The organism is Solwaraspora sp. WMMB762 (assembly GCF_049179115.1).
Classification (GTDB): domain Bacteria; phylum Actinomycetota; class Actinomycetes; order Mycobacteriales; family Micromonosporaceae; genus Micromonospora_E.
In genome coordinates this window covers 3011586-3031578 of record NZ_JBMHMD010000001.1, presented here as the reverse complement: position 1 = coordinate 3031578, position 19993 = coordinate 3011586, and the positions used below count along the sequence as shown (strand labels likewise).

The 19993-nt window shown below is 72.8% G+C and carries 13 protein-coding genes; 8 read left to right on the top strand and 5 right to left on the bottom strand.

What is annotated here, in order from left to right; all coding sequences use genetic code 11:
* Nucleotides 1-45: 45 nt before the first annotated feature.
* Nucleotides 46-1431 (top strand): dipeptidase, encoded by a 1386-nt coding sequence (locus ACN27J_RS13340; RefSeq protein WP_421366448.1) that lies wholly within the window; start codon nt 46-48, stop codon nt 1429-1431.
* Nucleotides 1432-1441: 10 nt separating this feature from the next.
* The gene (locus ACN27J_RS13335; RefSeq protein ID WP_281551270.1) at nt 1442-1666 is read left to right on the top strand and encodes a hypothetical protein; all 225 of its coding nucleotides are present in this window, start codon (nt 1442-1444) and stop codon (nt 1664-1666) included.
* A 75-nt stretch (nt 1667-1741) separates the two neighbouring features.
* On the opposite strand, the gene ACN27J_RS13330 is transcribed toward ACN27J_RS13335, so the two are convergent.
* Both ACN27J_RS13330 and ACN27J_RS13325 read right to left on the bottom strand, forming a co-directional pair.
* Nucleotides 1742-2026 (bottom strand): putative quinol monooxygenase, encoded by a 285-nt coding sequence (locus ACN27J_RS13330; RefSeq protein ID WP_421366446.1) that lies wholly within the window; start codon nt 2024-2026, stop codon nt 1742-1744.
* 36 nt (nt 2027-2062) lie between these two features.
* Complete coding sequence (locus ACN27J_RS13325; protein ID WP_421366444.1) at nt 2063-3088, bottom strand: glutathione S-transferase family protein; 1026 nt, start codon at nt 3086-3088, stop codon at nt 2063-2065.
* A 227-nt stretch (nt 3089-3315) separates the two neighbouring features.
* Between ACN27J_RS13325 and ACN27J_RS13320 the strand changes: the two genes are divergently transcribed.
* From ACN27J_RS13320 to ACN27J_RS13310, 3 genes are all read left to right on the top strand, one after another.
* Complete coding sequence (locus tag ACN27J_RS13320) at nt 3316-3687, top strand: hypothetical protein (RefSeq protein ID WP_278171040.1); 372 nt, start codon at nt 3316-3318, stop codon at nt 3685-3687.
* 130 nt (nt 3688-3817) lie between these two features.
* Nucleotides 3818-4237: a roadblock/LC7 domain-containing protein gene (locus ACN27J_RS13315; protein ID WP_421366442.1), complete on the top strand. Its 420-nt coding sequence runs from the start codon at nt 3818-3820 to the stop codon at nt 4235-4237.
* Between the two features lie 53 nt (nt 4238-4290).
* Nucleotides 4291-5025, top strand: coding sequence for a Clp protease N-terminal domain-containing protein (locus ACN27J_RS13310; protein ID WP_421366440.1), 735 nt, complete (start codon nt 4291-4293; stop codon nt 5023-5025).
* 130 nt (nt 5026-5155) lie between these two features.
* Here ACN27J_RS13310 and ACN27J_RS13305 read toward each other — a convergent pair whose 3' ends face one another.
* Nucleotides 5156-6217, bottom strand: coding sequence for a YihY/virulence factor BrkB family protein (locus ACN27J_RS13305; protein ID WP_421366439.1), 1062 nt, complete (start codon nt 6215-6217; stop codon nt 5156-5158).
* 274 nt (nt 6218-6491) lie between these two features.
* Here ACN27J_RS13305 and ACN27J_RS13300 point away from each other — a divergent pair, with 274 nt between their 5' ends.
* Nucleotides 6492-7667: an FAD-dependent oxidoreductase gene (locus ACN27J_RS13300; RefSeq protein ID WP_421366437.1), complete on the top strand. Its 1176-nt coding sequence runs from the start codon at nt 6492-6494 to the stop codon at nt 7665-7667.
* Nucleotides 7668-7847: 180 nt separating this feature from the next.
* Nucleotides 7848-8996: a sensor histidine kinase gene (locus ACN27J_RS13295; protein WP_278171035.1), complete on the top strand. Its 1149-nt coding sequence runs from the start codon at nt 7848-7850 to the stop codon at nt 8994-8996.
* A gap of 27 nt (nt 8997-9023) precedes the next feature.
* On the opposite strand, the gene ACN27J_RS13290 is transcribed toward ACN27J_RS13295, so the two are convergent.
* The gene (locus tag ACN27J_RS13290) at nt 9024-9272 is read right to left on the bottom strand and encodes a DUF5988 family protein (protein ID WP_123604967.1); all 249 of its coding nucleotides are present in this window, start codon (nt 9270-9272) and stop codon (nt 9024-9026) included.
* A 209-nt stretch (nt 9273-9481) separates the two neighbouring features.
* On the opposite strand from ACN27J_RS13290, the gene ACN27J_RS13285 reads away from it, so the two are divergent.
* Nucleotides 9482-10405 (top strand): alpha/beta fold hydrolase, encoded by a 924-nt coding sequence (locus ACN27J_RS13285; protein WP_278171034.1) that lies wholly within the window; start codon nt 9482-9484, stop codon nt 10403-10405.
* Nucleotides 10406-10494: 89 nt separating this feature from the next.
* Here ACN27J_RS13285 and ACN27J_RS13280 read toward each other — a convergent pair whose 3' ends face one another.
* Complete coding sequence (locus ACN27J_RS13280) at nt 10495-19980, bottom strand: SDR family NAD(P)-dependent oxidoreductase (RefSeq protein ID WP_421366435.1); 9486 nt, start codon at nt 19978-19980, stop codon at nt 10495-10497.
* Between the last annotated feature and the right edge of the window lie 13 nt (nt 19981-19993).

Sequence of the window (19993 nt, the reverse complement as noted above, 5' to 3'; positions counted from 1 at the left end):
CCGGACGGCGGTGACCCCGCGCCGGCCGGCCCCTACCATCGTCGGATGACGACTGCCATTCCCACCGCCGCCGATCTGCGTTCCGCCATCGCCCGGGAGTTGCCCGGGGTCCGCGCCGACCTGGAGCGGCTGATCCGCATCCCCGGTATCGCCTTCGACGGGTTCGACCACAGCCAGGTGGAGCGGTCCGCCGCGGCGGTCGCCGAGCTGGCCCGGGGCTGCGGACTGGACGTGCAGGTGGTCCGGGCCGGCGGGCAGCCGGCGGTGCTGGGCCGCCGGCCGGCGCCGCCCGGCGCCCCGACGGTGCTGCTGTATGCCCACCACGACGTGCAGCCGGTCGGCGATCCGGCGCTGTGGTCCAGTGACCCGTTCGAGCCGGTGGAGCGGGACGGCCGGCTGTACGGGCGGGGCGCCGCCGACGACAAGGCCGGAGTCATGGCGCACGTCGCCGCGCTGCGGGCGTTCGGCGACGCGCTGCCGGTCGGCGTGGTGCTCTTCGTCGAGGGTGAGGAGGAGTACGGCAGCGAGTCGCTGTCCCGACTGCTGGACGCCCACCGCGACGAGCTCGCCGCCGATGTGATCGTGATCGCAGACTCGGCGAACTGGGAGATCGGCGTACCGGCGTTGACGACGTCGCTGCGGGGCCTGGTGAACTGTTTCGTCGAGGTCCGCACCCTTGAGCAGGCGGTGCACAGCGGCATGTTCGGCGGTCCGGTGCCGGACGCGCTGACCGCGCTCTGCCGGCTGCTGGCCACCCTGCACGACGAGGCCGGGGACGTGGCGGTACCGGGCCTGGTCGGGCGGACCGGCGCCGCCGTCGACCTGCCGGAGCAACGGTTGCGGGACGAGGCCGGCATGGTCGACGGGGTGCGGTTCACCGGCACCGGCGCGTTGACCGACCGGCTGTGGACCAAGCCGGCGCTGGCCGTGCTCGGCATCGACGCCCCGGCCACCGACAGCGCCCCGAACGCCCTGGTGCCGGCGGCGCGGGCCAAGCTGAGCCTGCGGTTGGCCCCGGGTGACGACCCGTCAGCGGCGTACGCGGCGCTGACCGCGCACCTGCGGGCGCAGGCCCCGTGGGGGGCGCGGGTCGAGGTGAGCCTGGAAAGTGACGGCGACGCCTGTGTGATCGACGCGACCGGTCCGTACTTCGACGCGGCCCGCGCGGCGTTCGCGGCGGCCTGGGACGGCACGGCACCGGTGGACGTCGGTGTCGGCGGTTCGATTCCGTTCATCGCCACGTTCCAGGAGATGTTTCCGGACGCGGCGATCCTGGTGACCGGGGTGGAGGACCCGTACACCGCCGCGCACGGGCCGAACGAGAGCCTGCACCTGGGCGAGTTCGCCCGGGTCTGCCTGGCCGAGGCGTTCCTGCTCGCGGCGGTCGCGGATCCGGCGATTCAGCTGCGCGAGCTTCCGTCGGTACGCTAGTCTTTCGAACATGAGTACGAACGAGGTGATTGCGCGGCTCGACGCCGCGGTCAGTGCTCTGCGGGGCGTCAGCGTCTCCGCCTGGTCCGAGGAGTCGCTGCGCGCCCAGCTCGGCGAGGTCTCGGTCGCCCTCTGCGCCATTGATTCCGCGTTGGCCCGGGTGGCCGACGAGGTGCGTGCCCACGGTCTGCGGGTCGAGGAGCCGGCCACGGCTGGCGTCTCGGGCCGGTCGTGACCTGGTCCGTCAGTCGGCCGTGACCCAGGCTGCGGCCGGCTGACGGAGAGCGTCACGGCCGGCTGACGGAGAGCGTCACGGCGAGCCGACGGACGACACCTCGAAGCGCTCGACCCGGGCGTCGCGGATCGCCGCCGTCTGCTCTGCCGACGGGCCCGAGTCCCGGAAGCGGAGCAGGTCTGCCTCGGATTCCCACCGTTCGTAGACGTTGATCCGGTCCGGCTCGACCAGGTCGGCGCTGAGGCTGAAGTCGAGGCAGCCGGTAGCGGCGCGGGCCGCCTGCACCACCGGTTGGCATTCAGCCAGGTACGCCTGTCGGCCGGCGGGCTCTACGTACAGTGCACCGGCGATGATGATCAATGCCGCTCCTTGCGTCGGTCGCTGGCCAGCTCGGTCTCAGCTCAGCGGGGTGTGGTCGGCTGGCACGCGCTCGGCGGCCGGTGGCGGCCCCGGCGGGCTGCCGGTGCCGAACGGGCGCCCGCCGAGCCTGTCGCGTCCGTGCGGGGTCAGCCAGTTGGTGAGGTCCGGGCCGGCCGGTACCACCCCGGTCGGGTTGATGTCCCGGTGGACCTCGTAGTAGTGCCGTTTGATGTGGTCGAAGTCGATGGTGTCCCCGAACCCTGGCGTCTGGAACAGATCCCGGGCGTACGCCCAGAGCACCGGCATCTCGGTCAGCTTCTGCCGGTTGCACTTGAAGTGTCCGTGGTAGACGGGGTCGAAGCGCACCAGCGTGGTGAACAGCCGTACGTCGGCTTCGGTGATGGTGTCGCCGACCAGGTAACGCTGGTTCTCCAGTCGCGTGGAGAGCCAGTCGAGCCGGTCGAACAACCGTCGGTACGCCGCTTCGTAGGCCTGCTGGCTGCCGGCGAACCCGCAGCGGTAGACCCCGTTGTTCACGTCGGCGAAGACCACTGAGTTGACCTCGTCGATCTCGGCGCGCAGCGGCTCCGGGTAGAGCTGCGGCGCGCCGCTGCGGTGGTACGCGGTCCACTCGGTGGACAGGTCGAGGGTCATCTGGGCGTAGTCATTGGTCACCACCTGCCCGGTCGGCACGTCGACGAACGCCGGCACGGTGATGCCGCGCTCATAGCCGGGGAACCGGGCGAAGTAGGCGTCCTGTAGCCGTTCAACACCGAGTACCGGATCGCGTCCGTCCGGGTCGAGGTCAAAGGTCCAGCTGCGCTTGTCGTGGGTGGGCCCGGCCACGCCCATCGACAGAGCCTGTTCCAGACCGAGCAGCCGGCGGACGATGATTGCCCGGTTTGCCCACGGGCACGCCCGGCTGACCACCAGTCGGTATCGATCCGGCTCCACCGGGTAACCGTCGCGACCGTCGGCGGTGATCCGGGTCGCGATGTACCGCTGGTCGCGGGTGAACTCACCGCCGGGGTTGACGTAGCTGCCGTCTGCCGTCTTCGCCATGTCTGCACCGTACCCATTCGACGCGCGCCGCACCTGGTCCGGACGCAGCCGGGCCGGCGGCGACAGCTCACCGTGCGGTATCGGTCATGCCGGTGACTTCGGTGGACGTCGGACGGGGATTGGTAGTCTGCTCAGCCAGTTATCGCCCGGCGACGTGCACCCTGGCTCATCGTCGTGCAACTCTCCGGTGGGCGTTGACCCACCTGAAATCACCCCGGAGGCAGGGCATGGCTTCACTCGACACGGCACTCAAGGACGCGATGGGCATCGAGGGTGCAGTCGGTGCCGCGCTGGTCGACTACTCCAGCGGCATGACACTCGGCACCGCCGGTGGCTCTGCTGAGATGGACCTCGCGGTGGCCGCGGCAGGGAACACGGACGTGGTCCGGGCCAAGATGCGCACCCTGGAGATGTTGAAGATCCCTGACGGTATCGAGGACATTCTCATCACGCTGGACACCCAGTACCACCTCATTCGTCCGGTCTCCTCCCGGTCCGGTCAGGGCCTGTTCTTCTACCTGGCGCTGAGCCGTTCCCGGTCGAACCTGGCCCTGGCCCGGCACCAGCTGCGACAGATCGAGGCCTCGATCGAGCTCTGACCGGGATCAGTAGGAGTCTCGTCTGCTCGCCGGGGTGGGCGGCCGGGTGCGCTCGGTCGCTCTCCCCGGCGAGTGCGCTGCCCGGGTGGGACGACGACACCCGCACCGTACCGTCGAACGGAGATCAGTCATGTCTGGAACCAACGGCAGCGTGCCGTCACCTCCGGATCCGGCGTCCGCTGAACTGGCCTCGCTGAAACACGGCGTCACCGGCGTGATCGGCTCGGTGATCGCCGGTGTCGACGGGCTGTTGCTGCTGCACGATCTGACCGACGGGACAGAGCCGCACGACCTGGCGGCGCTCGCGGCGGCGACCTTCGGACTCGGCCGGCAGACCGGCCTCGCGCTGCGGCAGGGCCCGTTTCGGGAGTCCACCGTCCGCAGCCACAAGGGATATTTCTCGGTGTACGCGATCAACGACAAAGCGTTGCTCGCGGTGCTCGGCGCCGACGGGCTGAACGTCGCCCGGCTGCACATCGAGGCGCGCGGGGTGGCCGGCCGGTTGACCACCATGCTCGACGAGCATCTGGCCAATCAGGTGCGGCTCTGAGAGAACGTCAACCTATGGTTGACGCAAGACATGCGTCAACCTATGGTTGACGCATGTCCGAATACCTGCCGCTCGGCAATCCGGTCCGCCTCGACGACCTGATCGCCGGGATCAAACGAGCCAGTGACGATCGACTCGCCCAGCTCAGCAACGCCGTCGTCGTCGGCGACCACCTCGGCGAGCTCGCCGATCACCTGATCGGCCACTTCGTCGATCAGGCCCGCCGGTCCGGCGCGTCCTGGACCGACATCGGGCGCAGCATCGGGGTCAGTAAGCAGGCCGCGCAGAAGCGGTTCGTGCCGAGGACCCCGGAGGAACCCAACGACCTCGACCCACAGCAGGGGTTCAGCAGGTTCACTCCGCAGGCCCGCAACGTGGTGGTCGCCGCCCAGCACGAGGCCCGCAGGGCCGGCAACGACGAGATCACCACCGGGCATCTCGTCCTGGCCCTGCTGGCCGAACCGGACAGCCTCGCCGCCCGGGTTCTGGCCGACCGGGTGGGCGACCCGGATCGGATTCGTCAGGTGGCGGCGACCGCCCTGCCGCCGGCGGTCGACCACGTGCCGGAGCTCGTCCCGTTCGACGCCCAGGTGCGCAAGGTGCTGGAGCTGACCTTCCGCGAGGCGCTACGGTTCGACGACCGGATGGTCGGGACGGCCCACATCCTGCTCGCCCTGCTGGAGTACGCCGCCGGGGTCGGCCCGCTGGCCGATCTGGGAGTCACCAAGCCCGATGTCGAGACGTACGTCCGCTCCGCGGCCTCCCGGGAGGACCTGCCGGCGGCCTGACCGGCCAGCGGCGGTCGCGGCCGTCCGACAATCCAGCCGTCAGCCGTCAGCCGTCAGCCGTCAGCCGTCAGCCGTCAGCCGTCAGCCGTCAGCCGTCAGCCGTCAGCCGTCAGCCGTCAGCCGTCAGCCGTCAGCCGTCGGTCTCGGCGGCCGACGGCTGACGGTTGGCGGGCAACTTGCGGGTGTCCCGCAGCTGAAGGTACGGCTCGCGGTCGTCCGGATGACCGGCCGCGATCGCCCGGCCCCGCTCCAGCTCGGCGTCCAACTCGCCGCCGAGCAGGATCGCGATGTTGGTCAGCCACAACCAGACGAGGAAGACGATCACGCTGGCGATGGCACCGTAGGTCTCGTTGTACGACCCGAAGTTGGCGACGTAGAACGCGAATCCGGCAGAGACCAGCAGCCAGAGCAGCACCGCCAGGACGCTGCCCGGGCTCACCCACCGGAACCCGCCCTGCCGGGCGTTTGGCGTGGCCCAGTACAGGATCGAGAACATCAGGCTGACCAGGACCACCAGCACCGGCCACTTGGCGACGTCCCAGGCGGCGACCGCCTCCGGTCCGACACCCAGCAGTTCCCCGGTCCGGGCGGCCAACTCCCCGGTGAAGACCACGATCAGCGCGCTGGCGATCAGCATCAGCCCGATGACCGCGGTGACGCCCAGCCGGATCGGCAACGTCTTCCAGATCGGGCGGCCCTCCGGCACGTCGTAGATGGCGTTCGCGGCCCGCATGAAGGCCCCGATGTAGCTGGACGCCGACCAGAAGGCGGCGAGCAGACCGACGACGGCCACCAGGCCGGCCGTGTCGGAATTTGCCCGGACCTGGCGAATCGACTCGTCGAGGAAGCCACCGATCTCGCCCGGCGCGAGACCGCCGATCACGCCCTGGACGTCATCGGTGGCACCGCCGCCGAGCAGCCCGAGCACCGCCACCAGCACCAACAGACCAGGAAAGATCGACAGTACGCCGTAGTAGGTGAGCCCGGCGGCCAGGTCAGGTACCGCGTCGGCGGTGACCTCGCGGACCGTACGCCGAGCGGCCGCCCACAGCGACGCAGCTGACAGCCGGGCAGGACTGGCCGGCCCGTCGTCCGGCCCCACCGGCGGCCGGCCGGGATCGTCCGGGTCACGGCGGTCGGTCGCCGGCCCGTCCCGGTCCGGCTGAGTCCCTGTGGTGCCCGCTGTCGACATCGTGGCGACCTCCGATCGGTACGGTACGAGGATCCTGCCCAACCGCCGTCCCGGCCAATCCTCGGGTCGCCTACCGGCACCGGACCGGCCGATCGAGTCCAGGGCACGCCCTGGATTGCCAAATCGGGTCGGACACGCACCCCGGGCAGGATGCGACGATGAACGGCGGCAGCCGGCTGACGGCGGCCGGCCCTCGCCGGCCGCATCTCAAGGGGCGCTGCAGTACCTGGCGGCACACTTCTCGGTGCGTGACAGTCACGACGGAAGGATTCCGATGACACTTCGTGCCACGATTGTCGGTGCCGGGCTCGCCGGATCGCTGACCGCGGTCGCGTTGGCCCGTTCCGGCGTCGGAACCTCCGTCTACGAGGCGTACCTCGATCCGGCCGGGACGACCGGGGGCTTTCTCAACCTGACCGCCAACGCGCTCGGGGCGCTGCATTCGGTCGGCTGTCTGGAGCAGATACAGGCACGCGGGATCGTGGTGAACCGGCTGTGCCTGTGGAACGGCGAAGGCCGGCTGCTGGGCCGACTGTCTCGGGCCGGTCGCCTGGCCAACCGGCCGATGAATCTGTCGATCATGCGTGGCGACCTGGTGTCCGTGTTGCGTGACGAAGCGGTCCGGGCCGGAGCAGAGGTCCACACCGGCCGCTGGCTGGCCGGTGCCACCAGCAGCACCGGTGGGGTGACTGCGCAGTTCATCGACGGGGCCCGGGTGGAGTGCGACGTGCTCGTCGGTGCCGACGGGACGCATTCGCGGGTGCGCAGGGTGATCAGCAACGCGGCGCCACCGCCTGAGTACGGCGGACACTGCGCGATCGACGGGGTGACCCGGCTGCCGGGCATCGCGGCCGGGACGTTGCATCTGGTGGTCAGCCGGCAGGGCTGCTTCCAGTACACCGCCAAGCCGGACGGCACCGTCTGGTGGAACGCGTTGGTGCCCACCGGCGACCTTGACCCGGCGGAGCTGGCCGGCATCAGCGAGCAGGGCTGGCGGAGCCGGCTGTCCGCGCAGTACGGCCAGGGCGACACCCCGTGCGCCGCACTGATCGCGCAGTGCACCACGCTGGGCCGCCCCGCGCCGCTCTACCTGCCGCAGCGGTTGGCGCACTGGCGGCGGGGCCGGATGGTGGTGCTCGGCGACGCCGCCCACCCCGTCGGGTACGGGCTCGGTGCCGGGCTCGCCCTGGAGGACGCCGTGGTGCTCGGTCGCTGTCTGCGCGACATCGACGACGTGCCGATGGCGCTGACCGCGTACGAGTCGATGCGTCGGTCCCGGACGGAGCGGGCGCTGCGCGCCGGCACACGGTACGGCCGGTTCCGTAACCTGCCCGGCCGCGGCTGGCTCGACGTCGCTCTCGCGCCGCTCTACCGCCGGTACTTCTGGGGTGGGGCATCCTCCTGGCTGCTGGCGTACGACGTGGAGTGGCACCGCCAGGTCCGCGTCTGACCAGCGTCGGTCCGACCCGGCGTCGGTGGTCGGATCACCGCCCGACTGACCACCGTCGGGTGGCCGCAACGACCGACCCGGGCCGCCGCCCGTTCGACGTCGATCGAACCGTTCGGTCCCGATCGACGCTGGACGATCAGCTGGCGGATCCTCTGGACGTCGCGTGGTTGAATTGCCGGCATGAGCGCCGTTGCGGAGGCGAAGGTCTCTCCTGGACGGGAATTCTGGCTCCGCCGACGCGGCATCCAGGTACGCCTGTTCGCCCTGTCCTGCCTGGCGTTTCTCGCCTTTCCGTTGAGCGTCGTGCACGACCGAAACAAGGCACTCTACGTAGGACTTGCACTGTTCGTGCTCGGCTACGCCCGGGTGGTCGTCCGTAACACTCCGCAGCTGCACACCAACCGTGCGCCGGTGACCGTCGCCGTGACATTGATCTGTGGCCTGGCGATGGTGCCGCAACTGCGCTACGACTGGCTGTCCGGGCTGGCCTTCTTCAGCCTGGTGATGCTGCTGATCAACTGCCCGTTGCGGTGGTGGCCGGCGTTGGTGGTCGGCCACACCGTGGTCTTCGTGGCCATCGCGGTGGGCTGGCTGCGGGTCAGCGCCGACTCGGTCGTGATCCTGATCCTGCTGATCGCCATCACCAGCGGCGTGCAGGTGGCGATCTACAACCAGATCGACACCTCGATGCAGCTACTGCAGGCGCGGGCCGAGCTGACCCAGTTGGCGGTGGCCAGGGAACGGCTCCGGATCGCCCGCGACCTGCATGACATCCTCGGCCAACGGCTGTCTGCGGTGACCCTCAAGGCCGATCTCGCCGCCCGGATGGTGGACTCGGCGCCGGACCGGGCGGTGACCGAGATGGCCGAGGTGGCCGAGGTGGCGCGGGACGCGCTGGCCGAGGTGCGGGCAGCGGTCTCCGGCTACCGGAAGGTCTCCCTGGCGGTGGAGGCGCAGTCCGCCGAGGCGTTGCTGCAGGCGTCGGGGGTCGTGGTCAGCGTCCGTGGCACCCTCGACGACCTGCCGGAGCCGATCGAGGAGTGCGCGGCCTGGCTGATCCGGGAGGCCGCCACGAACATCGTCCGGCACGCCCACGCGCGTCGCTGTGCGATCGCGGTGACCCGCCGCGAGGGACGGTTCATCCTGGAGGTACACGACGACGGGGTGGGCGCGGGGCTGACCGGCGCGCCACCGTCCGGTACCGGGCTGACCGGCCTGGCCGAACGGGTGGAGCTCGTCGGCGGGGACCTGTGCGTCGGTCCCCGCGACGGCTGGTTCGTGCTGCGTGCCGAGCTGCCGCAGACCGTGGCGCCGATGGTCCGGGGCTGACCGGCTCCGCGTCGGCTGACGTGGCGGCTACTCGGCGACCCGGGTGCGGGCCGTCCACTGGAAGACCACGGCCGCTCCGTGGTCTACGCCGGTGACGAGATCGCGTTCGAAGTGCTCGTAGCCGCCGAGCCACGGAATTTTGATCTTCCGCTGCTCGGGAGTCACCAGCCGGCGGCGCTGCTCGGCGGTGAGACTCGCCGGACCGCCGTGCAGGACGGCCGTCACCATCGCGGGGTCCACTCCGGCCGGGTGGACCGGGTTGGGGTGGTCGGACATCGGCACCTCCGGGTTTCTGCGAGTCACCTGCCGGCCGATCGCTACCTGGCGTCCGACCCGGCTGCGGTGGTCGGTTGCTGTTGCTGTGACGCTAACGATCGGCGCTAAAGAAGCCCTTGAGCAGCGTGGGAGCAGCGCCGGCTCCGGTGGCACCGGCTGGCGGCGGCCGGATCAACCGGTGCTCAAGGGCGGCGCAGCACGCTCGACGCATGACGATTGGACCAGGACCTGCCCAGGTGACGGGTACGGCGACGTCGCGGGTGAGCGCGACGCGTCCCGAGGAGATCGAGATCGCGTACCAGCGTCTCGGTGACCCGCAGGGTGAACCGTTGCTGCTCATCATGGGCCTCGGCATGCAAATGATCATGTGGCACGACGACTTCTGCTCGGCGCTGACCGAGCGGGGCTTCGCCGTGGCCAGATTCGACCACCGCGACGTCGGCGCCTCCACCCATCTGCACGCCGACGGGCGACCGACCATCCTGCGGATGATGCTTCGACCGGGTGCCGCGACGTACCGCATCGAGGACATGGCGGGCGACGCGCTCGCCGTGCTCGACGCGCTCGGCTGGCCGCGGGCGCACGTGGTGGGCATCTCCCTCGGCGCGATGGTCGCCCAGCAGTTGGCGATCGAACATCCGGACCGGCTGCTCAGCCTCACGTCGATCGCCGCGACCGCGACACCCCGGATCGGCCGGCTTTCGATGCGGACCGCGATGAAGCTGCAGCGAATGCAGGACCGGCCGGTCGCCGACCGCGACGACGCTGGTCAACTGATGGTGGACCTGTACGACCTGATCGGTTCGCCCGGCCACGACATGGACGTGGACTGGCTGCGCGAAATGGGCCGGCGGGCCTTCGACCGCGGCTACGACCAGGCCGGGCGACTACGGCACGAGGCGGCTCTGATGGCTTCCCGGGACCGGCGGGCCGGCCTGGCGAAGCTTCGCATCCCGGCGCTTGTGGTGCACGGCGAGGCGGACCGGATCTGGCGGCTGCCCGGCGGCGAGGCGACGGCAGCCGCGATTCCCGGCGCCCGGCTCGTCACCTATCCAGGGCTCGGGCACGGCATCCTGCCCCGCGATCTGTGGAACGACGTGATCGACCACATCCGCCAGCTGGTCCCGGCCTGACCGGACCGGCCGCCGACGGACACCCGGCCGCCGGCCGTCGCCCCGGTGGTGTGGTGCCACGACGTGGCACCACACCACCGGTGTGATCGTCAGGGCCCGGCGGCGAGATCGGCCCGGGCCGCCTCGATCAGGTCGGTGAGGGAGAGCGAGGCCAGATCGGCGGCGTCCACCGCCGACTCCGCCGGCCGCGCGGGCTCTGCCGACTCCGCCGACCGCGCCGACTCCGCCGGCTCTGCTGGCCCCGGTGCGCCGCCCAGCTGGTCCGCTGCCGGGAGCCGGCTGTCCACGAAGGCGGTCATCGCCCGTACCGTCGGGTGGTCCAACGCGGCGGTTGCCGGCAACTCGACGTCGAGCGCGTGTGACAACCGGGCCCGCAGGTCGATCGCCATGATCGAGTCGAGGCCCAGCTCGGCGAAGCCCCGACCGTCGTCGATCCGTCCGGTGTCGCCGATCGTCTCACCCACCAAATCCGAGATCGCCGAACGCAGCCGGTCCTGCCGGTCCGGGCCGGCCAGCCCGAGGAGCATGCCGCGCAGCCAACCCGCCGGTCGGCCGGCCTCCGCCGGTCGGCCCGTGGCCGGGCCGCCCGCCGACCGGTCGTAGGTCGCACCGGAGACGTCCGCTACCAGTTCGCGGACCAGCGCAGCCCGAGGGTGCCCGGCGGCCCGCCCGGCGTACCGGGCCAGGTCCACGGCGACCGCGACCAGCCGGGTGCGCCGCGCGCCGAGCGCGGCGGCCAGCAGCGGGGCCGCCTCCGCGTCGGTGAGAGCCCGCACGCCCAGCTGACCGGCGGCCCGGCGGACCGCCTCGGTGGCGGCCAGCCCGCTGCCCCCTGCCGGTTCCCAGGGACCCCAGTTGACACTGACCGCCGGTACGCCGTCGGCGCGTAGCGCGGTCGCCAGCCCGTCCAGGTAACCGTTGGCGGCCGCGTAGTTCACCTGACCGGCGGAGCCGAACACACTCGACACCGAGGAGAAGAGCACGAAGGCGGTCAGGTCGAGGCCGCGTACCGCGTCGGCCAGTGCGCGGGCACCGCCCACCTTGCCGGCGAAGACCTTCTCGTACGCCGACTGAGGCAGCGTCGCGAAAGCGCCGTCGTCGGTTGCGCCGGCCAGGTGCAGGACGGCCCGCAGCGGACCGAGTCGGCCCGCCGCGGCGACGGCCGTGGCACAGCCGGCCGGATCGGCGACGTCCGCGGCGACCACCTCGACCCGTACCCCCCGGGCGACCAGCTCGTCGATGGCGGCCCGGGCGTCGGCACCCGGGGCTGACCGGCCGACCAGCGTGATCGTCCGGGTGCCACCGTCGGCCAGGATCCGCGCGATGCTCAACCCCAGCGCGCCCAGACCGCCACTGATCAGGACACCGTCCGGCCAGCTCGACACCGGACCGGGTTCGACGGCGGCCAGCCGGGGCACCTCGACCCCGTCGGCGTGCAGCCGTAGCCGGGGCTCGGTGACGCCGCTGGCCAGCACCGCGTCGATCTGCCGGACCAGCCGGGCCGCTGCCGTCGTGTCCGGCTCGACCAGGTCGACCCGCAGCAGCCGCCGCTGCGACTCCTCCGCTTCGACCGCGGCCAGCATCCCCCAGAGTGCCTCCCGGTCGGGTGCGGCCTCGTCGCCGGCCGGGCAGACCACCACGTACGGCGTCGACGTCGACTGGCTCCGGAGCGACTCGCCGAGCGCCAGCACCGGCGCGGGCACCAACCCGACAGCATCGCCGTTCGGGTGGTCGCCGGTCGGGTCCGTGCCGGGCCGGCCTACGGCCAGGAATCTGAGGTCAACCACGAGGTCCGCCCCGGACCCGGGTCCGGACCGGTCGACGTCCACCGTGTGCCCGAGGTCGCGCAGTTCAGCCGCCAGCGCCTCGGCGAAGTCGGTCGCCGGGCCGACCAGCAGCACCGACCGGGACCCGCCCGACAGGGCCGCTCCCGTCGGTGCGGTCGTGTCGCGCCCGCCGGAAACCACCGGCCCGGTGCCCGGGATTCGGCCGTCGTCGGCCGGCTGCCACCGCACCGTGTAGAGGCCGGCCCGGTCGTCGCGCAGGCTCCGGCGTAGCAGCTCCCGGGGCGCGTGCCGGACCCGGAAGTCGTCGACCGCGAGCAGCGTCGTCCCGTCCGGCGTGGCCAGCCGCAGATCGGCGGCGGTGACCCGGCTGCGGCCACGGGGCAGCGGCTCGGCGTCGCGGACCCGGACCCGCCCCCACAGCTCCCCGTCGATCCGGTCCCGGGCCGGAAACTCCAGTCGGGCCGCGGCGAACGGGATGGCCAGTGCGGGAGCCTCCTCGGCGACCTCGTCGACGAGGAAACCGGCGATGCTCTGGAAACAGGAGTCGATCAGTCCCGGGTACAGCTGGTAGTCCGCCGGGTCGTCGGGCAGCGGCGGCTGAACGTAGCGGACCAGCGCCTCGTCCCGGCCCAGCCAGATGTCAGCGATCCACCGGAACGACGGACCGAGGGTGTAGCCGAGGTCGCGGAAGTACGCGTAGAACTCTCCGCCGGTGACGTGCCGCTGTGCCGAGGCGATGAAGGCGGCCCGGTCGGCAGCCGGGTCCGGTGCCGCGAGGTCCGCCACTGCGGAATCCGCCACTGCGGAATCCGGTGCTGCGGGGCCGGTCGTCGCCGTCGGCCGTACCCGGGCCGCCAGATGCTCCTGCCAGAGGTCCCGGTCGGCGTCGACCAGACTGCTCACCGCGAGCCGGCCACTGGACCGGTCGACGGTCAGCTGGACCTCGTACCGTTCCTGCTCGGTGATCACCAGCGCCCGGGGGCAGACCAGATCGGTCAGCGTCACCGGGCTGCCGTCTGGCGCCAACGCCTGCACCAGGGTGGCCAGATGTGACGCGGCCGGGGTGACCACCGTGCCGTAGAGCCGGTGATCGGTCAGGTAGGCCGGGAACGCGGCACTGCGGGTGAACTCGAAGACCCGCCCACGGAGCGCCGGCGAACGTAGTTCCCGCCCGACGTGCGACTGGGTCGACTGCCCGGTTGCCGCTGCCGGCGGCTGTCCCGTCGGCGGCTCGTCCACCGTAGCCGTACCCGTAGCTGACGATGACGCTGCCGGCGGCTGGTCAGCCAGCGGTGTCCAGTACCGGGTGTCGGCGAACGGGTACCGCGCGGCCCGCTGCCCGGTCGGTCGCGGTCGCCGTGGCTGCACCGCCGCCCACTGGACCGGCTGACCGGCGAGGTAGAGGCTGCGTACCGCGTCCAGCAGCGTGGCCCGGTCGGCGGCGCCCCGCCGCAGCGAGGTGACCACCCCGCCGTCCGGTGCCGACCCGGCGCCGGTGACCAGGCCGGCCAGCGTACGTCCCGGCCCGATTTCCAGGAAGACGTCGACGCCCAGCTGGCGCAGCTGGCCGATGCCGTCATGGAAGCGGACCGGCTGACGTACGTGGCGGCACCAGTAGTCGCCGAGGTAGGTGTCCGGCCCGGCGAGCCGTCCGGTCAGGTTCGCCACGATCGGCAGCGCCGGTGGGCGGCTCGGCAGCGACGCCAGGGTCTGCCCGAAGTCGGGGAGCATCGGCTCCATCAGTCGGCTGTGGAACGCGTGCGACACCACCAGCTGCTGGCAACGGACCCCCTTCGCCCGGCAGCCGGCGGCGAAGGCTGCGATCTCCTCGGCGAGTCCGGCCACCACGACCGCGCGAGGGCCGTTGATCGCGGCGACGTCCAACGTGGTGCCGACCAGCCACTCGGCGACCTGGTCCGGCTCGGCCGCGACGGCCAGCATCGCGCCCGGCCGGGTGTCCTGCATCAGCCGCGCCCGCCGGGCCACCAGCGCCAGTCCGTCGGCGAGATCGAGCACGCCAGCGTGGATCGCCGCCGTGATCTCCCCGACGCTGTGGCCGATCACCGCCGACGCGTGGACCCCCCAGCTCGCCCAGAGCGCGGCGAGGGACAGCTCCAGCGCGACCAGCGCCGGCTGGGTCGCCCAGGTCTGGTCGAGCAGCTCCGGCCGCGCGCCGTGCCACATCAGCTCGGGCAGCGAGCTGCCCAGTCGCGGAGTCAGGATCTCGTCGCAGGCGTCGAACGTCTCCCGGAACACCGGTTCGGTCCGGTGCAGTTCGGCGCCCATCCCGAAGTACTGACTGCCTTGGCCGGAGAAGAGGAAAGCCACCCGGGGTGGTCGGCCGGCCCCGGCGGGCGCTGTGGGCTGGGCCAGTGCGCGGCGTAGGTCCTCGACGGACGAACCGAGCGCGGCCCGGCGGACCGGCAGGTGGGCCCGGCCCGCTCCGGCGCTGCCGACCAACGCCGGCAGGTCCGCGTCCGTGCTGCCGGCGAGGACCTTGTCCCAGGCCGCCACCGACCGGTCCAGCCCGGCCTCGTCCGGCGCGGACAGCGGCAGCAGCCACGGGCCGCCGGGCTCGTCCCCGGCCGGCCCGTTGAGCACCGGTCGCCCGGCCGGCTCATCAGCTACCGGTCGCCCGGCCGGCTCCTGCGGCGGTGCCTCGGCGAGTACGACGTGCGCGTTGGTGCCGGAGAAACCGAAGCTGGACACCCCGGCGAGGCGGGGCCGGCCGCCGGAACGCCACCGTACCGGCTCGTCCAGCACCCGGACGTTCATCTCCGCCCAGCCGATCTGCGGGTTCAGCTCGGCACAGTGCAGGTTGGCCGGCAGCCGGCCGTGCCGCAACGCCAGGACGGTCTTGACCACCGACACGATGCCGGAGGCCGACTCGCAGTGGCCGACGTTGCTCTTCACCGACCCGAGGTGCAGCGGCTCACCAGGTGCCCGGCCGTCGCCGAGCACCTGCCAGGCGGCCCGGACCTCGACCGGGTCGCCCAGCGCGGTGCCGGTGCCGTGCGCCTCCAGGTAGGACACCTGCGGGCCGGACGCTCCGGCGTCGGCGAGCGCGGCGCGCAGCACCGCCTGCTGCGCGGTCCCGTTCGGCGCGGTCAGGCCGGACGACGCCCCGTCGGAGTTGACCGCGCTGCCGCGTACCACGGCCAGCACCCGGTCACCGTCACGCAGCGCGACCGACAGCGGTTTGAGTAGCACCACCGCGGCGGCCTCGGAACGGACGAAGCCGTCGGCGTCGGCGGCGAACGTCTTGCACCGGCCGGTGGGGGAGAGCATGTGGGCCCGGCTGACCGCGACCGACGCCTCCGGCGAGACGATCACGTTCACGCCGCCGACCAGCGCCGTGTCGGTCTCACCGCTGCGCAGCGACCGGATCGCCAGATGCAGCGCGACCAGGGCCGAGGAGCAGGCGGTGTCGACCGCGATCGCCGGCCCGTGCAGACCGAGCAGGTACGCGATCCGGCCGGCGGCCGCGTTGAGCGAGGTGCCGGTGCCGAAGTACGCGTCCAGTTGGTCGAGCCCGCCACGTTGCAGCAGCCGGGCGTAGTCGGAGTTGGAGATGCCGATGTACACACCGGTCCGGCCGCCGGCCAGGCCGGCGGGGTCGACGTCGGCGTCCTCCAGCGCGTGCCAGGCACACTCGAGCAGCAGTCGGTGCTGCGGGTCCAGGCTCTGCGCCTCCCGGGCAGGGATCCCGAAGAACCCGGCGTCGAACCGGTCGACGTCGCTGAGGAAGCCGCCCTGGTCGGTGGTGATCGTGCCGGTGCTCATCGGGTCGCTGTCGTGCAGCGCGGTGCCGTTCCACCGGTGCGGCGGGACCGGGCCCACTCCGTCGCGGCCGTCGACCAGCAGTTGCCAGAACTCGTCGATGGAGTCGGCACCGGGGAACCGGCCGGCCATTCCGATGATCGCGATCGGCTCCCCAGCCGCGGCTGCGGCTGCAGCGTCGGCGTCGGCCACCGGGTGACGGTCGACATCGGCCCTGGTGCCGGTCCCGGTGCCGGCCGGCTGCGGCGTGAGTGCCGGGGCCGGGGCCGGTGGCCGGGTCGGCTCCGGGGTGCCCGGCTCGGCCGGTCGGTCCGTCGGATGCTGCCGTTGCCCGCCGGCCGGCGGTACGGCGCCGGAGTCGACCCGACCCAGCATCAGTGCGGCCAGGTCGGAGATCGTCGGGTGGTCGAAGACGTCGGCCGCCTGAAGCGGTACGCCGTACTCGCCGGTAAGGGCGTCGACCAGATCGACCGCCATCATCGAGTCCAGGCCGAGATCGAAGAATCCCTGATCCTGGCGGACCTGCTCGCCGTCCGGGTAACCGAGGATCCGGGCGACGACCGTACCGACCTGGTCGCGAAGCGCCGCTGGTCGGGCCAGCACGGGCAGGGCCAGCAGACGCTCGCGTCCCGCCCCCCCGGTACCGGCGGGCGGCTCGGCGGCGCGGGCCCCGGCCGGGTCGGCGGGTCCCGACGCCGGCCCGGCCGGGGGGTAGAGGGCGCCGCCACCGGCGGCGGATCCGGCGGTCAGGTCCCGGTACAGCGCCCGGGGCCGACGGGCCGACATCACTGCGGCGAACCGGTCCCACCGGACCGGGCAGCAGAGCAGCACCGCGTCCGGCCCGGCCGTGCGGGCGGTCAGGCTGGCGGCACCGGTCTGCGCGGTGACCGGGTCGACACCGCCGCGGGCCAGCTCGGCCAGATCGGTCGCGTCCACCATGCCGTCGACCGTCCACGGTCCGAAGGCGATGCTCGTCGCGGCCAGGCCGGCGGACACCCGGTGGTTGGCGATCATGTCGATCCCACCGTTGGCGGCGGCGTAACCGCCGTAGCCGTCGGCTCCCCAGTGCGCCGACACCGACGAGACCGTCAGGAAGAAGTCCAGCGGGTGGTCCCGCAGCAGCAGATGCAGCCACCAGGCGCCGGTGAACTTGCCGCGCAGGGTTTGCTCGAAGGCGGCCCGGTCGGCGTCCGCCAGCGGCGTACGGGTGAGCTGCCCGGCGGCGTGTACGACACCGCGCAGCCGGGGCAGGTCGTCGTCGAGCGCTCGGGTCAGCGCCGCCGGGTCGTCGCAGTCCGCCGTACGGTAGCGCACCTCTACGCCGGCGTCGGCCAGCTCGGCGAGCAGTTCGGCAGCGGCCGGCGCGATGTCGTCGGCGGCCCGGCGGCCGGTCAGCAGCAGCCGACGGGCGCCCCGGCGTACCAGGTCGCGGACCAGGCAACGACCGACCCCGCCGAGCCCACCGGTGACCAGGTAACTGCCGTCCGGGTCGATCGGCAGCTGCGGGGCGTAGTCGGCGGACACCGGACGCAGCCGGGCCGCTGCCGCCGTGCCCCGGCGGACGGCGAGCAGGTCCTCCTCGCCGGCGCCGGGCAGTGCCCGTAGCGCCGCCCGCAGGTCCGCCGGCCCGGGGTCGACCGGCAGGTCGACCAGGCCGCCCCAGGCCGGCAGCTCCAGGCCGAGCACCGGGGCCAGCCCGTGCAGCAGGCCGTGGGTGCTGGCCCGGACCGGATCGTCGGCACCGATCCGTCGGGAACCCTGGGTCAGCACCACCACCCGTCGGTCGGGCGCACCACCGGGCAGCGCCCGTACGGCGGTGGTCACCGCCGCGCACAGCGCCGCGCCGGCACCGGCCAGCCCACCGTCGCCTGTGGTGGCGAGCTCGGTGGCGGTCGGCTCGGCGGGAGCCAGCTCGGCGGGGAGCGCTTCGGCGGCCATGGCGAGCAGCACCAGCACCTTCTCGGCCGGGTCACGCCGCTGCCAGAACGCCTGCCACTGCTGGCCGTCGGCCGGCAGCGGCTCGGTCGCGGCCGGCAGCCCGGCCGGGCCGAGGACGACCGTCGGCCAACCGGCTGTCCGGGCCACGTCGGCCAGCGCGGTCAGCAGCTCGCCGTCGTCACCGGCGAGCACCAGCGTGGCGCCGTCCGGTTCGCGGCCGGCGATCGGCTGCCAGTCCAGTTCGTACAGGGGTGCCGGCGGCGACGCCACGTCGGACGACGCGGGTCCGGACTCGACCGGTGGGGCGTACCGCTGCCGCTGCCACGGGTAGTGCGGCAGCTCCACCACCTGTCGCGGCAGGTCGGGCAGTGCCGTCGGCAGATCCCCCTCGTAGACCTGCACCGTCGGGGCGTCGGTGCCGTCGGCCAGCGCGGCCAGCGCGGCCGCGGCCGCCGCCGGGTCGGCGGCGGTGACCCGGGCGCGGACGGCGTGCCGGGTCCGGCCAGCGGTGACGGTGTACGCGAACGCGGCGTACTGCTCCGGCCGCAGTTCGGCCAGCCGCCGGCCGTACCGGTCGGCGAGTTCCCGCAGCGCCGGCCGGCTGCCGGCGGAGATCTCGAACCCGGTGACCGGCACGGCGTCACCCGCGACCGGCTGGTGGTGGCCTGGCGCGGAGCCGGCGGGGCCGGCCGGTGCGTCGGCCGGCTCCGGTTCGCCGACGATGACGTGCGCGTTGGTGCCGCTCATCCCGAACGAGCTGACGCCGGCATGCCGGAGCCCGCCCGGCCGGCCCGTCCAGGGCAGCAGCCCGGTGGGCATCCGCACCCGGGTGCCGGTCAGATCGATCCGCGGGTTCAGGGTGGAGAAGTGCACCAGCGGCGGTACGGCGCCGTACCGCAGCGACAGGATCGCCTTCACCACACCGACCACGCCGGCGGCCGCCTCCAGGTGACCGACGTTGGTCTTGGCGGCGCCGACGTACAACGGGTCGTCGGCCTCGGTGGGCCGGCCCAGAGCCGTCGTGACCGCCTCCATCTCGATCGGGTCGCCCAGCGCGGTGCCGGTGCCGTGGGTCTCGATCAGCCCGATGTCGGCCGGGGTGAGCCGGGCGTCGGCCAGCGCCGCCCCGATCAGTGCGGACTGGGCCAGCACGTTCGGCGCGGTGAACCCGGACGACCGCCCGTCCTGGTTGACCGCAGATCCGTTCAGGACGGCGTGCACCACGTCACCGTCGCGCCGGGCGGCGTCCAGCCGCTTGAGCACCAGCACGGCGCAGCCCTCGCCCCGGATGAACCCGTTCGCCCGGGCGTCGAACGCCTTGCACCGCCCGTCCGGGGAGAGCGCACCCATCTGCGGCCCGAGCAGCCGGGTGGAGCGGGGGGACATGATCAGGTTGACGCCGCCGGCCAGCGCCACCTCGCACTCGCCGCGCCGCAGCGCCGTACTGGCCTGGTGGATCGCGACCAGCGACGACGAGCAGGCGGTGTCGACGGCGACCGCCGGGCCGGTCAGCCCGAGCGCGTACGCCACCCGCCCGGCCGCGAAGCAGTGCCCGTTTCCGGTGGCCCAGTAGGCGTCGGCGCCGTGCGGCTCCCAGTCCCGGTAGTCCTGGTGGGTGATGCCGACGAAGAAGCCGGTACGGGTGTCGCGTAGCTGCTCCGCCGGCCGGGCCGAATGCTCCAGCGCCTCATGGCAGACCTCCAGCAGCAGCCGGTGCTGCGGATCGAGAGCCCTGGCCTCCCGTGGGCTGATCCCGAAGAACGCCGCGTCGAAATCGAGGACCTCGTCGAGGAACCCGCCGAGCTGCGGCAGCTGTGCCCACTCCCGCTCGAACGGGGCCCGTCGGGCGGCCGGCAGCGGCCCGATCAGGTCCCGGCGCTGCGCCAGGGCCTGCCAGAACCCGTCGAGGGTGTCGATCCCGCCGGGCAGGCGCAGCCCGACACCGATCACCGCGATCGGCTGGTTGTCGCCACTGGCCTCCAGCTGCGCCCGCAGCTTGCGGATCGTGTCGAGGGCGCGCGACAGCGGCGTCGGCGCGGACGGCGTCGTGCCGTTCGATGTGGTCGTCACAGCGGTTCCTCCG